Genomic DNA, 14,071 nt, shown 5'->3' with positions numbered 1-14,071 from the left:
TCTCCCCGACGGTATCTTACTATGCCGCCTGATTCCGAAGAACCAGTTTTAGCAAACTATCGGGCTTGCCGAAGCCCCCCGACTTGAGGGCGCACCGAAAATGCCGCCCGTCTTTGGCCGTAACATCGAACCAAGGAATACCGGCCTCGATCTCGCCCTTCGGCGCCACCACCCGGATGTTAAGCGCCTGGAACACCGCAAGCGCCGTATCGCCGCCGCCGACCATCAGCATGTCGGGCCTCGTGTCGTCGATGACCGCTTTGACGCCCGCCGCAAAGCGCTGGGCGACAAGGCCTGCATCGGCCGCCATGTCGCCGGTGCAACGCAGCAGCACCGGCAGCGCCAGGCTCTCCCCGCATTCGATCTCGCCCGACGGCGCGTCCACCACCACACGCAAGGTACCGGAGGCCTCGAGGCGGCTCATCTGGGCGGCGGTTATCGGATCGCGCGAGCCGAAGGCAAACAGCGTGCGCGGGCTTGCCACAAATTCCGTGACTGGCCGCCCCGCTTCGCCAAGCCGGCGGGCAAGTGCTGCGCCGAGACCACGTGCACCGACGGCAAGCGTCCTCAGCCAGTCATGACCGTCGACGATCTGGTCGAGGTCTATATCGTCCTCGGCATCGGCAACGACAACATTGTCCCTGCTGCCCTTGAACAGGTCGGCGATCCGCAGCGGTTTGGCGACCCCACGGCCGACGACGCAGCCTCGGTAGGTCACGCGTTCCTGATCAGGAATGGCGGGCGCCACGAGGATCGTCTCCAGACCAAGCGCCTCCGCCAGCGCCAGGCTTTCCGCTGCGACATTGCCCTTCAGCCGGGAGTCGATCTTCTTCATGACGACGGCGGGCTTGGCGCCACGAAGGACCTCCGTCGCCATCCGAACTCTTTCCACAGCCTCGCGCTCGCCGAGCGCGCGCGAGGCTGTGTTGACGACGACGACATCGCTGCCGGTGGCAATTGCATCCTGCACCGCCTCGATATCGACGGCGACCACAACCGAAAGGCCGGCTCCGGCAAAGGGCGTGCCGGTATCGAGCGCACCTGTCAGATCGTCGGCAATGATGGCGGCTTTCAGCGTCATGCGGTCTCACCCGTGTTGACGGCATGGCAGGCGACGAGATGCCCGGGCCGGGCCTCTTTCCAGGCGGGGATGACCTTGCCGCAGACATCCATGGCGATCGGGCAGCGTGTGTGAAAACGGCAGCCCGAGGGCGGGTTCAGCGGGCTCGGCACATCGCCCTGCAGGATCTGGCGCTGGCGAGTGCGCTCATGCTCCGGATCGGTCTCCGGAACGGCAGACAGCAACGCCTTGGTATAGGGATGCAGCGGATTGTCGAAGAGTTCCTCTCGGGTCGCCAGTTCGGCGAGCCGCCCGAGATACATGACGCCGACGCGGGTGCTGATGTGGCGCACGACAGCGAGATCATGGGCGATGAAGAGATAGGTCAGCCCGTATTTCTCCTGCAGATCGAGCAGAAGATTGATGATCTGCGCCTGGATCGAAACGTCGAGCGCCGAGATCGCCTCGTCGCAGACGATGAATTTCGGCTGGCAGGCGAGCGCGCGGGCGATGGCGACTCGCTGGCGCTGGCCGCCGGAAAGCTCATGCGGATAACGCTGGGCGAACCGCTTGGGCAGGCCGACGTCGGCGAGCAGCGTCGCCACCCTCTCCTTCAGCTCGGCCTTGGTGCAGAGCTTGTGGAAGAGAATGGGCTCGCCGATCGCCTCGCCCACCGTCATGCGCGGATTGAGCGTTGAATACGGGTCCTGGAAGACGATCTGCAGGTCGCGGCGGAAAGGCCGCATCTGCTGCTCGTCGAGCGTGGCGAGATCCTGGCCTTTGTAAACGACCCTGCCGCTGGTTGCCTTGTAGAGGTTGAGAATGGTGAAACCGGTCGTCGATTTGCCGCAGCCGGATTCGCCAACGAGGCTCAGCGTCTCGCCTTCCATGATGTCGAGATCGACATTGTCGAGTGCATAGACAGTCGCCGATCGCTCACCGAAGGCGCCGAGCCTGACGTGGAAATGCTTGACCAGATTTTCGACCTTGAGCAGCGGTTGAGCAGCCATCAAGCGGCCTCCTGCATTCTCTGGACGACGAAACAGGCGGCGCGATGATTGGCGCTGCCGCTCAACGGTTCGAGCTGGGGCACCTTCTCGTGACAGATCGTTTCTGCGAGCGGGCAGCGCGGCGCAAACGGGCAACCCTTCGGCCGGCGGCCGGGCTCCGGCGGCGTGCCGCCGATCGACGAGAGCCGGCTTGTCGGCGAATCTGAAAGCTTCGGGATCGATGACAGCAGCCCGCGCGTATAGGGATGGCTCGGGCGGGCATAAAGCTCATCAACAGGCGCGTCCTCGACCACCGTGCCGGCATAGAGCACGGCGACACGATCGACGAGGCCGGCGATCAGCGCCAGGTCATGGGTGATCCAGACGACCGACATGCCGAGCTTGGCCCTCAGATCCTTCACCAGATCGACGATCTGGGCCTGGATGGTGACGTCAAGCGCCGTCGTCGGCTCATCGGCAATCAGGAGCTTCGGATTGCAGGCAAGGCCGATCGCGATCATCACGCGCTGGCGCATGCCGCCGGAAAGCTCGTGCGGATAGGCTTGCAAACGCTCTTCCGGGGCGGGAATGCCAACGAGACGCAGAAGCTCGACGGCGCGGGCGCGGGCCTCGGCCTTTTTCATTCCGCGGTGATAGATCAGCGGCTCGCAAATCTGGTCGCCGACCCGCATGACGGGATTGAGCGAGGTCATCGGATCCTGGAAGACGAAGCCGATATCACCGCCGCGCACCTTGCGCAGCTCGGCATTCGACATCGTCTGCAGGTCGCGGCCATCGAAGCTGGCCGATCCCCCGGTGACCTTGATCTTGTTCGGCAGCAGCCGCATCAGGCTCAGCATGGTGAGGCTCTTGCCGCAGCCGGATTCGCCGACGACGCCGAGGGTCTCGCCCCTGTCGACATGGAGATCAATGCCATCGACGACGACGGCCGGGCCATTGCGGCCATCGATTTCGACGGTCAGACCTTTGACATCAAGCAGGCGTTTGCTGTTTTGCATGTCCATCATTTGCTGCCCCGCGGATTGAGCGCGTCGTTGAGACCATCGCCGAGGAAGCTGAAGGCCACCGAGGCAAGGCCAAGCACGGCCGCCGGAGCGGCGAGAAGATGCGGATAATGCTGCCAGACGCGCAGGCCGTCCGAGATCATATTGCCCCAGCTCGGCGTCGGCGGATTGACTCCGACGCCGAGGAAGCTGAAGGCGCTTTCCAGCACCATCGCCGTGCCGAGACCGGCGCTGACCGAGACGATCAGGGGTCCGAGCGCATTCGGCACGACATAACGCTTGATGATAATCCAGTTCGACAGGCCGAGCGCCTGGGCCGCTGTGATATAGGGGCGGCTGCGGATCGACAGCACCTGGGCGCGCACCAGACGGGCATAGGGCGGCCAGGAGATCAGCGCCATCGATCCGAAGACGAGGATGAAATCCACCCATATCGTCTGGCGGTAGAAGGGATTGAGGGTCTCGAGATAGCGCGCCTCCATCCACCGGGTGATCGGCGATTTCAGCGACGCGTTGATGACGACGACGAGCAGCAAATTGGGAACCGACATCGTCACATCGGTCAGCCACATGATGGCGCGATCGAAAGGGTTGCCGAAGAAACCGGCCACCGCACCGAGCGTGAGGCCGATCAGCACCGCGAAAAAGGTTACGATGACTGCGACCAGGAGGGCGGTCCGGGTGCCGAAGATCACGCGGCTGAAGACGTCGCGGCCGAGATCGTCGGTCCCGAAGAGGTGGCTCATCGACGGCAGCGCGTTGCGGGCATTGAGGTCCTGGCTCAGATAATCGTAAGGCGTCAGATACGGTCCGAAGATCGCCGCAAAGGCGAGGATCAGAACGACGGCCAGGCCGAAGACGGCGAGTTTGTTGCGCCGCAGCCGGTGCCAGGCGTCGCGCCACAGGCTGACCGCCGGCTCCTCGATGGTTTCTGCGGGGGAAAGAGGGATTGCGGACATGGTCAGCGGCTCCTTCTTGTATCATTGGCGCGCGGATCGAGCAGCGGATAGAGCACATCGACCAACAGGTTCGACACCATCACCAGGAACGATCCGATCAGCGTGATCGCCAGAATGACAGGATAATCGGAATTGATCAGCGCCTGCACGGTCAGCCGGCCAAGACCCGGCAGGCCGAAAACAAGTTCTACGAAGATCGCACCGTTGACGATGGTGATCATGATCAGGCCGAGCTGCGTGACGACAGGCGTCAGCACCGGGCGCAGGATATGGCGCAATGCCACGACGATCTCCGGCACGCCCTTGGCGCGGGCGGTGCGGACGAAATCCTCCGACAGCACCTCGATGACGGCGGCGCGTGTCTGCCGCACGATCAGCGCGATCGGCTGGAAGGAAAGGACGAGCAGCGGCAGCAAGATGCGGACATCGAGGATGCCGCCCCAGCCATAGGGCACGCTCGCGCCCGGCAGCAGCACGATGAGGCCGACCATCAGCAGCGGACCGGCGACATAGGCCGGGATCGCCCAGAGGAAGAGAGCCGAGCCCAGAATGGCATAGTCGATGCGCGAATTCTGGTTCAGCGCCGCGATCATGCCGAGCGGGATCGCGACGACTGTTGTCAGGATGATGGAACAGAGGGCAAGCTGGAAGGAGACGGGGGTCGCGGCCGAGACCATCGCCCAGACGGAGCGGCCCGAGGTCAGCGAATTGCCGAACTGGCCGTGCAGAAGGTTCCAGATGTAAAGGCCGAACTGCTCGATGAAAGGCCTGTTGAGACCGGCGCTTTCGCGGATGGCTTCGATGCGCTGCGGATTATAGGCGACATCACCTGGCGCGCGCAGAAAGATGAGCTTGATCGGATCGCCGGCGCCATAGAAGGCCAGCGCATAGACAGCCAGCATCACCACCAGAACGGACGGAACCCAGATGGCAAACCGGGTTAGCACGTAGCGCAGCAAGGCCACCTCCCACCTGTTGTACGATGCGTTCCCATCCCTGGAAGTCAGGCGGATCGCATCTCTTCTTCTTGAAACTTGCGCGAAGACCTTGCGGCCTTCGCGCGCTTATTGCCAGGAATGATCGTTCCGATTCAGCCGATGGAGATGTTCCAGGGTTCAACGATCTGCCAGTCGAGGTTCTTGTCCAGGCCCTTGACCTCCTTGGTGGCCCAGCGCGACATCGCCTGAGAATACCATGGAATGAAGGCCCAATCGTCGCGGAACGCCTTCTGGGCCTGCTGGGCGAGAGCGATACGCTGCGGATCATCGGCAGCCTTGGTCGTCGCTTCGGCAAGCGCGCTGTCGACCTTGTCGTTCTTGTATCCGCCAAGCTTGTTCTGGGCGTTCGACGAGGTCGAGGCAATGGAGCCGGCGAGATACGAGACGGCATCGGGAACACGGGTGCCGACGTCGTCGCGGAAGATCTGGACCGAGTTCTGATCCGGACCGGCATAGGAATCCTGCTGCGGCTTCATGTCGACGGCAGTGATGCCGAGATTCTGACGCCACTGCTCGGCGATGAACTGGGCGGCGGCTTGAATAGCCGGCCCGGAGATGCCGACAAACAGGATCTTCGGCAGGCGTTCAGGCCCGCCGTAGCTCGATTCCGCGAGCAGCTTCTTTGCGCCTTCGGGATCATAGGGATAGGGCTCGAAGCCGGAATTGTCGGCGCCGGGAACCGAGTTGAGGATCTGGTCGGCTTTCTTGTGCGGCCCGTCGGGATAGGAGGCTTTGAACAGGCCGTCGCGATCGACCGCCATGATCAGGGCCTGGCGCACCTTCGGATCGTCCATCGGCGCACGGGAAATGTTGAACCAGAAGTGCTGGCTCGTGGGTATCAGCGGGCCGGCCGAGAATTCCGGGCCGAGATCCTGGATGATGGTCGAGGTGATGAGTTCGGTATGGGCATTGAACTCGCCCGACTTGATCAGCGACGTTGCGCTGACATTGTCCTCGATCGAGGTGATGTCGATGCGCGCAAGCTTCGGCTTCGGCCCGAAGAAGTTCTCGTTCGGCTCGAAAGAGAGCTTGCCGGCGTCGATATCGATGCTCGTCAGCTTGAAGGGACCGGAGAAGGCCGGCCTATTGTCGGGCTTGTACCAGTCGATGATCTCCTCGCCGTCGCTGCCGCGCGACTGCGATGCCTTGGTGATCGGCGCGATGTGGTTTGCAAGCCGCATGAAGAAGATCGGATCGGCGGCAGCCAGCGTCACGACAACAGTTCCCTCGTCGGGGGTCGCGACACCGGTCAGCTCGCTGCCAGAGCCGGCGGCGATTTCAGCGTAACCCTTGACTTTGCTCAGCACCTGGTCGGCGCGCTGGCTCTTGGTGTTCGGCATCGAGGCGACTTCCCACGAGCCCTTGACATCCGCCGAGGTGATCTTGCTGCCGTCGGAGAAGACGGCCTTGGGGTCGATCTTGAAGGTCCAGACGGTGTTGTCGGCCGATTCCCAGCTGGTGAAGACGTAAGGCTTGATATTGCCTTCGCTGTCGAAATACATGGGCGCGGCCCACCAGATCGAATTCCAGCGGAAGGTCCTGCCGCCACCGCGCAGCGGCGACCAATCCTGATCGAAGGCGGGATGAGCGACCATCAGGACCTGGCCCTCATCGGCCAGGACGATGCGGGCATTCATCCCGACCACGGTGAGGCCGACGCCGGCTGCAAGGCCGAGCTTCAGCGCATTGCGACGCGATATATTGGTCTTATCCGATTGATTAAAAGACATACATTCCTCCCAGAGTGAATTCGGCAGCGCTCTCCCTGCACCTGCCCGGCGCAGCACAATCCGTCCCCATATCGTTCTCTTTTTATTGTAAATATGTCAATAAAAATTCGCAATTTCGAACCGACGAAAGTTTTTCTCGAAAAATAATATAGCAATTACAACAAGATAAATTTTCGCTATCGCATTAAATCATTTTGTCTTCTTGACAAAATCGCCGCAATGGCAAAGCTCTTGGCGCTCTATCGCGACAGACGAATGACAATTGCATGCGCAGCCGAGCGGTTCGAACACCGACCGACGACGGGACGCGCCGAGGAGGGCGGAATGAGCAATTCCAGAATTACAGGCGTTTTCAGCGCATCGGCAACGCCCCTGAAGGCAGACAACACACCGGACCTCGCACTTTTCACCGATCATTGCAGGCAGCTGCTGGCCGAGGGGTGCCATGGCGTGGCACTGCTCGGCACAACGGGCGAGGCCAATTCCTTCTCCGGAGCCGAACGCCGCGCCATTCTGGAAGCGGCACTGAAGGCCGGTATTCCTGCCGACAAGCTAATGCCTGGCACGGGCGTCGTCGCCATTCCAGAGACGGTGGAACTGACCCGGCACGCCCTGTCACTCGGCGTGACCAAGGTCGTCATGCTGCCGCCCTTCTACTACAAGGGCGTCTCGGACGACGGCCTTTTCGCCGCCTATTCGCAAGTGTTGGAAAAGGTCGCGGACACCCGCCTGCAGGTCATCCTCTATCACATCCCGCAGGTTTCCGGCGTGCCACTGTCCATTCCGCTGATCGGGCGGCTGATTGCGGCCTTCCCTGAAACAGTTGTCGGCATCAAGGAATCTGCCGGCGATTTCAATAACATGCAGGCGATCATCGCCGCCTACCCCAACTTCGCTGTGCTGGCGGGCGCCGATCCGCTGCTGCTGCCGCTGTTGAAGGCGGGCGGTGCCGGCTGCATCACCGCAACCTCCAATCTCGTGGCGAATTCACTGCGCACCGTCTACGACCATGTCCATGACGAGGCGCGAATTGCCGACGTCGAGGCTGCGCAGGCGCGCATCAACGCCTATCGCACTCTGTCCAATTCCTACGTCCAGATCCCGACCATCAAGGCGATGGTAGGGCTGAAGACCGGCAATCCCGCCTGGAAGCGCACACGCGCACCGCTGATGCCGCTGAGCGATGCTGACTATGCCGCACTCGCCGAAAGCTACGCCAAGCTGCATTGAGGAGATCCGTCGTGACCTTTACCGGCCTGCCTCCAGAAGCCGTTCCGGCCCTGATGACCGGAGCCATCGCCCCTCACTCCACTGTCGAGGGCCGCGCCGAGGCCTACCTACCCTCCCCCTGCATCCAGAACCACGCGGCAAACCTCGCCTTTCTGCCGGATAGCACGCTGACCTGCGTGTGGTTCGGCGGCACGATGGAGGGCATGGGCGACATTTCGATTTACATGTCGCGGCTGGCGCCGGGCTCGCAGCGCTGGTCGGAGCCGGAGAAGATGAGCGACGATCCGGAGAAATCCGAGCAGAACCCGTTGATTTTCAAGGCTCCTGACGGAAAGATATGGCTGCTCTATACCTCGCAGACCTCGGGCAATCAGGACGGTTCCGTTGTCAAATGCCGGATATCCGATGATGGCGGAGAGACCTTCGGCCCGGTCCGAATCCTCTGCGACAGACCCGGCACCTTCGTTCGCCAACAGATCGTCGTGAATGGTAAAGGAGATTGGCTGCTTCCGGTCTTCCGCTGCGTCGGCCTGAACGGCCAGCGCTGGAGCGGCGATGCCGATACATCGGCGGTGCTGATATCACGTGACGGCGGCGCGAGCTGGCAGATGCGTGATATTCCGGACAGTCTCGGCGCGGTACACATGAACATCCTGCCGCTCGGCGGCGATGACATGATCGCCTTCTATCGTAACCGTTTCGCCGAAAATATCCTGTCCAGCCGATCGTCCGATGGCGGCGAGACCTGGAGCGCGCCCGCGCCCACTGACCTCCCTAACAACAACTCCTCGATCCAGGCCACCATCCTGAATGATGGCGGTATTGCAATGGTTTACAACCATTCCAATGCCGGCATGTCGGATGCGCGGCGCCAATCGCTCTATGACGAAATCGAGGGCAGCGAGGCCGGCGAGACGGCCGTTGTCGCCGACAACAGCCGCAAGGCCGTCTGGGGTGTTCCGCGTGCGCCCCTGAGCCTTGCGATATCAAGGGATGGCGGCAGGAGCTTTCCGCATCGCGTCGACCTCGATACCGGCGACGGCTTCTGCCTCAGCAACAATTCCAAGGATTCGCTGAACCGCGAATTCTCCTATCCGTCGATCGTAGGCAGCGACGGCACGCTCCATATCGCCTACACTTACTACCGGCGTGCCATCAAATATATCAGCCTCGCCCCGCAATCCCTGCCGTGAGGGAGCGGCAGCGAGCAATTGTAAAACCTGGGTCCGTTCGAGAGCAGAAGGACCCAGGATACGCCGATATTGATCGATAGATGGTCGAAATTGATAACAGGTCGGGATCGGTCGCCAGCGGTGAAATGGCGGGCAATCCCTTACGCATGAAATCTTCTCCCCCATCGAAACCATCAAGGCAACATGCTGATATATCTATATATATTTTAGCGGCAGTATCGGCTTGAGACATAACTGGCCGCATGCTCGGCGACAAAAATCCCCACACATCGGAATGCCGGCTTGACATTGACATTACAACTTTACATTAAAGAGAGCAGCACTATTGCCGCAGATCCGCAGGGAGGACTGGTTCATGGCCAGCTTGGGTTCGCCAATCACGATCGTTCGGCCGCATCAGATCGAATTCGGCGTCGGAACAGCGGGAAAGCTCGGCAAATGGGCGGCCGAACAAGGCCATCGGCGCACGCTTGTCATCTCCGATGCCTTCAACGCCTCACGCATCCACATGCTGGAGTTGAAGGGCGAGGTTACCGTCTTCTCCGAAGTGACGCCTGAACCGGATACGGCCAACCTTGAAAAAGTCCTGGCGGCGGCCAACACCGCCAATGCCGAACTGGTCGTCGGCTTTGGCGGCGGCAGCGCCATGGATCTGGCAAAACTTGCCGCCGTGCTTGCCGGTTCCGAGCAGACCCTGCACGAGGTCGTCGGCCCGAACAAGGTGAAAGGGCCGCGCAAGGTGGCGCTCGCCCAGGTGCCGACGACATCCGGCACCGGCAGCGAGGCCGGCATTCGCGCGCTCGTCACCGATCCCACGACGATGGCAAAACTTGCCGTGGAAAGCCTGCACATGCTGGCCGACATCGCCGTCATCGATCCGGCCTTGACCTTCAGCGTGCCAGCCCGCACGACGGCCGCGACCGGCGTCGACGCGATGGCCCATTGTGTCGAGGCCTATACCAACCGCAAGGCCCATCCGATGGTCGACATCTATGCGATCGAAGGAGCGCGGCTCGTCGGCAAATATCTCGCCCGCGCCGTCAAGGACGGCAACGACGCCGAGGCGCGCGCCGGCCTGTCGCTCGCCTCGCTTTACGGCGGTTTCTGCTTGGGCCCCGTCAATACTGCCGGCGGCCATGCGCTCGCCTATCCCCTCGGCACACGCTGGCATGTGGCGCATGGTGCCGCCAATGCGCTGATCTTCCCGCATGTTCTTGCCTTCAACACGCCGGCCGCCCCGGAAAAGACGAAAGCGGTGATGGAAGCACTCGGCTATCAAGCTTCGGAAAACACAGCATCCGTCTTCGATGCGGCTTATGCTTTCTGCGCCGACCTTGGGATCGAGATGAAGCTTTCCGGCCTCGGCGTGCCGGAAAGCGATCTCGACGCCATGGCGGACGACGCCTTTGCCATTCGCCGGCTGCTCGATAACAATCCGCGCGACCTCTCGCGCGCCGACATTCGCACGATTTACGAAGCCGCCTTCTAGGCGACTATTTTTCGGAAGGAACCGACTGATGGACAGGAATGCGAAAGTCGCGGTGACGCTCGGCGATCCGGCCGGCGTCGGCCCCGAGGTGATCGTCAAGGCCTTGGCCACACTTCCCAGGGAAGAGCGCCGCGATTTCATCATCGTCGGCAATGTGGAGGCCCTAGAACGCGCCGATCGCGTCAGCGGCACGGGTTTGAAATTCGGGTCTCCCGATGCCGATGACGACAGGATCGCCGTCGACGAAGTGGCGCTCGGCGCGCCCCTGCCCGAGATCGGCAAGGTGAGCCCGGTCGCTGGCGATGCTTCGGTGCGCTATATCACCCGCGCCGTCGATCTTGCCATGTCTGGTGAAGCCAATGTCATCGTCACCGCGCCGATCAACAAGGAGGCGATGAACCTTGCCGGCCATCACCATGACGGCCACACCGGGCTACTCGCGCATCTCACCGGCTCGAAGAGTTCCTTCATGCTGCTCGCCTCCGAGCGGCTGAACACCATTCACGTCTCGACCCATATCTCGCTGAAGGGCGCGATCGAACGCGCCAAGACCGAGCGGGTGCTCGCCACGATCGAAGCCGGCCACAGGCATTTCCTGCGGCTGGGCCGCAACCCACGCATCGCTGTCGCCGGCCTCAACCCGCATTGCGGCGAAAACGGCCTATTCGGCACCGAGGACATGGAATTCCTGGCGCCCGCCGTCGAGCAGGCGCAGGCAAAGGGCATCGACGTGGTCGGCCCGATCTCGGCCGATACCGTCTTCGCCCGCGCCTATAACGGCGCCTTCGATCTCGTCATCGCCCAGTATCACGATCAGGGCCATATCCCGATCAAGCTCGTCGCCTTCGAGACCGCAGTCAACGTCTCGCTCGGCCTGCCGATCGACCGCGTATCGGTCGATCACGGCACCGCTTTCGACATCGCCGGCACCGGCAAAGCCAACCACGTCAACATGCTCTCCGCCATCGCCTACGCCAGGCTGATGGCCCGCTCGCCGCGCCAAAAGGCGTGAGGTTGCAACTTGGCGCCGTTCCTCTCTGAAACCGCCATGCGATCGATGGAAATTCCGGGCGACACCTCCATAGAGCCGGACAGCCAGTGTTCTGGGTCTTGGCAAGGTCAGGAACCGTCTGGCCCGGCTTTTAATAGAGGCCGGCGCCTACTGAAAAGCCTCCTCGAATTGTGCGCAAATTATGGATAATGTCAGCCAGTCACTGACTCCTGCAGTGACTTTTTGTCCATTCGCTGTTTTTTTATTATCAGAGTCAGCATTGCTTACACTTGGGTTTTAAATGTCGATATCTTTACGTCCAGCCGCATTTCAGAATAGATGCCGCAGCTATAGTGTCGAAGATCTCATGGCTGACGCCTCCTTTGGCGCAGCTCTTCGCGAATCCGCATCCGAATTACTGGCAATCCATCGCAGAGCGCCCAGAGTAGTGCGTTATGTTGCTGATCTGCAGAAGTGGCTGCTCAGCCAAGCGGCCTTGGCATTGCATTTTGAGCGGAAGCTTAACCCGTCCTGCCTCCCGTTAACCGCTTCCAACCTTGCAAAGTTTTTGGTTGAGAACCGCATCGCCAGCCACAACACTGCAGTCTCGCATCTGAAGGAGATGGCGTACTACAAATTATTCGAGCCAGCGGAAACCACAGATCGGCGCGCCAACCCGCTAAAAGCAACCGCCTATGCTGAAACCCTCATTCGGCAATGGTTCGAAGGGCACCTTCGTTCCTTGGATCGCATCGACGCGGGAGATCGGTATCGGCGGTCGGAGGTTGACGAGACAATTCTATATCGCGCTCAGCCGCGTATAGCACGTCGGCTGTTTAACCATCCTGATTGGTATAATCCGCCCGAAAGCATTGCGCTGTTCGTGAGGACCGAATCCGGAAGCAATATATTGCATGACCTTATGTCGCGTGTGCCGCTGGCACCGGTCTCAGGTGAGCGCTCCTGGGTGGGCGATGTCTCTGCACGACTTACCGCTATCGAATATGTAATTTCCCGCAGCCATGCCGGCAGATTGCTTGCCACCGCGCAAAATCGAGGCTTACTAGGATGGGAGGCTACCCAGATGAGCGGGGATTGTTGGATTTCCGCGCAATTCGTCTTCGACTACAGACGGTGGCAGGCCACGAAATTCTCCGTTATCTCTGAGGTTTTGGCGAGCATCCTGTAGACCCATCTGATCGCGCTGACAAAGTGCTAAAACATCCGGAATCATTCCCGGTCATGGGGAAACCGCGGCCACGGATCAACTTTCGCTCCCTCCACTCTTTTCCCTGTAGATCGTTCTTTTGGAAATTCGTTCCTCCTCATCCGTATTAATACATTTAATCTATAGACATAATTAATTGGAGAGAGTGGCAATGAGCATCGAAAAGTCCGACAACGGTCTCGGAAGACGAGACCTGCTGAAATTGTCTGCCGCCGCCGGGGTCGCCGTCGCAGGCGCATCGCTGATCGGGCAGAAGCCGGTTTTCGCAACCGAAGAGCTGTCATTGAAGGGCAAGCGCATCGCCATCAGCGCGACCGGCACCGATCATTTCTTCGACCTGCAGGCCTATAATGCCCAGATCGAAGAGGTAAAGCGCCTCGGGGGCGAGCCGATCGCTGTCGATGCGGGACGCAATGACGGCAAGCTGGTCTCGCAATTGCAGACGCTGATCGCCCAGAAGCCGGATGCGATCGTTCAGATCCTCGGGACGCTCAGCGTCATCGACCCCTGGCTGAAAAAGGCGCGCGACGCCGGCATCCCGGTCCTGACCGTCGATGTCGGTTCGACCAACTCGATCAACAACACCACCTCAGACAATTGGGGGATCGGCAAGGACCTGGCCTTGCAGCTCGTTTCCGATATCGGCGGTGATGGCAATATCGTCGTCTTCAACGGCTTTTACGGCGTGACCCCATGCGCGATCCGCTACGATCAGCTGGTCAACGTCGTCAAATATTTCCCGAAGGTGAAAATCCTCCAGCCGGAACTGCGCGACGTCATCCCCAACACCGTGCAGGACGCCTTCACGCAGATCACGGCAATCCTCAACAAATTTCCGGAAAAGGGTTCGATCAAGGCGATCTGGTCGGCCTGGGACATTCCGCAGCTTGGGGCTACCCAGGCCTTAGCGGCTGCCGGACGAACCGAGATCCGCACCTACGGCGTCGACGGCAGCCCTGAGGTGCTTCAGCTCATCGCCGATCCGAATTCGCCGGCCGGGGCCGATGTCGCCCAGCAGCCGGCGGAAATCGGCCGCACCGCCATCCGCAACGTCGCCAAGCTGCTCGCCGGCCAGACGCTGCCGCGCGAAACCTATGTTCCGGCGCTGCTCGCCAACAAGGCCAATGTCGGCGAAGTCACCAAGAAGCTGGGCATCGGCTAACAAGATTGACGAGCGAT

At 61.0% G+C, this 14,071-nt stretch carries 12 protein-coding genes; 6 read left to right on the top strand and 6 right to left on the bottom strand.

Features of this window, described 5'->3' with window-relative positions; translation table 11 throughout:
• Nucleotides 1-19: 19 nt before the first annotated feature.
• From EFB14_RS10865 to EFB14_RS10840, 6 genes are all read right to left on the bottom strand, one after another.
• Nucleotides 20-1,081 carry a four-carbon acid sugar kinase family protein gene (locus EFB14_RS10865; protein ID WP_126825196.1) on the bottom strand — a complete coding sequence of 354 codons (1,062 nt, stop codon included), beginning with the start codon at nt 1,079-1,081 and terminating at the stop codon, nt 20-22.
• Nucleotides 1,078-2,070 (bottom strand): ABC transporter ATP-binding protein, encoded by a 993-nt coding sequence (locus tag EFB14_RS10860; RefSeq protein WP_126825193.1) that lies wholly within the window; start codon nt 2,068-2,070, stop codon nt 1,078-1,080. Before EFB14_RS10860 ends, EFB14_RS10865 begins: the two co-directional genes overlap by 4 nt.
• Nucleotides 2,070-3,074 (bottom strand): ABC transporter ATP-binding protein, encoded by a 1,005-nt coding sequence (locus tag EFB14_RS10855; protein ID WP_376772327.1) that lies wholly within the window; start codon nt 3,072-3,074, stop codon nt 2,070-2,072. The genes EFB14_RS10860 and EFB14_RS10855 overlap by 1 nt, the downstream gene beginning before the upstream one ends.
• On the bottom strand, nt 3,074-4,033 hold the full coding sequence (locus tag EFB14_RS10850; protein ID WP_126825190.1) for an ABC transporter permease: 960 nt from the start codon (nt 4,031-4,033) through the stop codon (nt 3,074-3,076). The genes EFB14_RS10855 and EFB14_RS10850 overlap by 1 nt, the downstream gene beginning before the upstream one ends.
• Nucleotides 4,034-4,035: 2 nt before the next feature.
• Nucleotides 4,036-4,992: an ABC transporter permease gene (locus EFB14_RS10845; protein ID WP_125842839.1), complete on the bottom strand. Its 957-nt coding sequence runs from the start codon at nt 4,990-4,992 to the stop codon at nt 4,036-4,038.
• A gap of 131 nt (nt 4,993-5,123) precedes the next feature.
• On the bottom strand, nt 5,124-6,761 hold the full coding sequence (locus tag EFB14_RS10840; RefSeq protein WP_126825187.1) for an ABC transporter substrate-binding protein: 1,638 nt from the start codon (nt 6,759-6,761) through the stop codon (nt 5,124-5,126).
• Nucleotides 6,762-7,085: 324 nt separating this feature from the next.
• On the opposite strand from EFB14_RS10840, the gene EFB14_RS10835 reads away from it, so the two are divergent.
• The 6 genes from EFB14_RS10835 (at nt 7,086) to EFB14_RS10810 (ending at nt 14,054) form a co-directional block, all read left to right on the top strand.
• A complete protein-coding gene (locus EFB14_RS10835; RefSeq protein ID WP_126825184.1) occupies nt 7,086-7,991 on the top strand; it encodes a dihydrodipicolinate synthase family protein in 906 nt (301 codons plus the stop codon).
• A gap of 11 nt (nt 7,992-8,002) precedes the next feature.
• Nucleotides 8,003-9,184: a sialidase family protein gene (locus EFB14_RS10830; RefSeq protein WP_126825181.1), complete on the top strand. Its 1,182-nt coding sequence runs from the start codon at nt 8,003-8,005 to the stop codon at nt 9,182-9,184.
• Between the two features lie 355 nt (nt 9,185-9,539).
• Entirely contained in the window at nt 9,540-10,673 is a 1,134-nt protein-coding gene (locus EFB14_RS10825; RefSeq protein WP_125842847.1) for an iron-containing alcohol dehydrogenase, read from the top strand.
• Between the two features lie 28 nt (nt 10,674-10,701).
• Complete coding sequence (gene pdxA / locus EFB14_RS10820; RefSeq protein WP_126825178.1) at nt 10,702-11,685, top strand: 4-hydroxythreonine-4-phosphate dehydrogenase PdxA; 984 nt, start codon at nt 10,702-10,704, stop codon at nt 11,683-11,685.
• Between the two features lie 346 nt (nt 11,686-12,031).
• Complete coding sequence (locus EFB14_RS10815; RefSeq protein ID WP_126825175.1) at nt 12,032-12,853, top strand: hypothetical protein; 822 nt, start codon at nt 12,032-12,034, stop codon at nt 12,851-12,853.
• A gap of 190 nt (nt 12,854-13,043) precedes the next feature.
• A complete protein-coding gene (locus EFB14_RS10810; protein ID WP_126825172.1) occupies nt 13,044-14,054 on the top strand; it encodes a sugar ABC transporter substrate-binding protein in 1,011 nt (336 codons plus the stop codon).
• The last annotated feature ends 17 nt before the right edge of the window (nt 14,055-14,071 follow it).

Origin of the sequence: Rhizobium fabae (assembly GCF_003985135.1) — a bacterium.
Taxonomy (GTDB): domain Bacteria; phylum Pseudomonadota; class Alphaproteobacteria; order Rhizobiales; family Rhizobiaceae; genus Rhizobium; species Rhizobium pisi.
Note: the sequence above shows the minus strand (reverse complement) of the source record. Positions and strands in the feature narration are given on the sequence as shown.

What these genes read in the sequence shown, in the direction of transcription:
- EFB14_RS10825 (WP_125842847.1), top strand. Translation starts at nt 9,540, where the DNA reads ATGGCCAGCTTGGGTTCGCCAATCACGATCGTTCGGCCGCATCAGATC.
- EFB14_RS10850 (WP_126825190.1), bottom strand. Translation starts at nt 4,033, where the DNA reads ATGTCCGCAATCCCTCTTTCCCCCGCAGAAACCATCGAGGAGCCGGCG.
- pdxA (WP_126825178.1), top strand. Translation starts at nt 10,702, where the DNA reads ATGGACAGGAATGCGAAAGTCGCGGTGACGCTCGGCGATCCGGCCGGC.
- EFB14_RS10815 (WP_126825175.1), top strand. Translation starts at nt 12,032, where the DNA reads ATGGCTGACGCCTCCTTTGGCGCAGCTCTTCGCGAATCCGCATCCGAA.
- EFB14_RS10835 (WP_126825184.1), top strand. Translation starts at nt 7,086, where the DNA reads ATGAGCAATTCCAGAATTACAGGCGTTTTCAGCGCATCGGCAACGCCC.
- EFB14_RS10865 (WP_126825196.1), bottom strand. Translation starts at nt 1,081, where the DNA reads ATGACGCTGAAAGCCGCCATCATTGCCGACGATCTGACAGGTGCGCTC.
- EFB14_RS10860 (WP_126825193.1), bottom strand. Translation starts at nt 2,070, where the DNA reads ATGGCTGCTCAACCGCTGCTCAAGGTCGAAAATCTGGTCAAGCATTTC.
- EFB14_RS10810 (WP_126825172.1), top strand. Translation starts at nt 13,044, where the DNA reads ATGAGCATCGAAAAGTCCGACAACGGTCTCGGAAGACGAGACCTGCTG.
- EFB14_RS10840 (WP_126825187.1), bottom strand. Translation starts at nt 6,761, where the DNA reads ATGTCTTTTAATCAATCGGATAAGACCAATATATCGCGTCGCAATGCG.
- EFB14_RS10855 (WP_376772327.1), bottom strand. Translation starts at nt 3,074, where the DNA reads ATGGACATGCAAAACAGCAAACGCCTGCTTGATGTCAAAGGTCTGACC.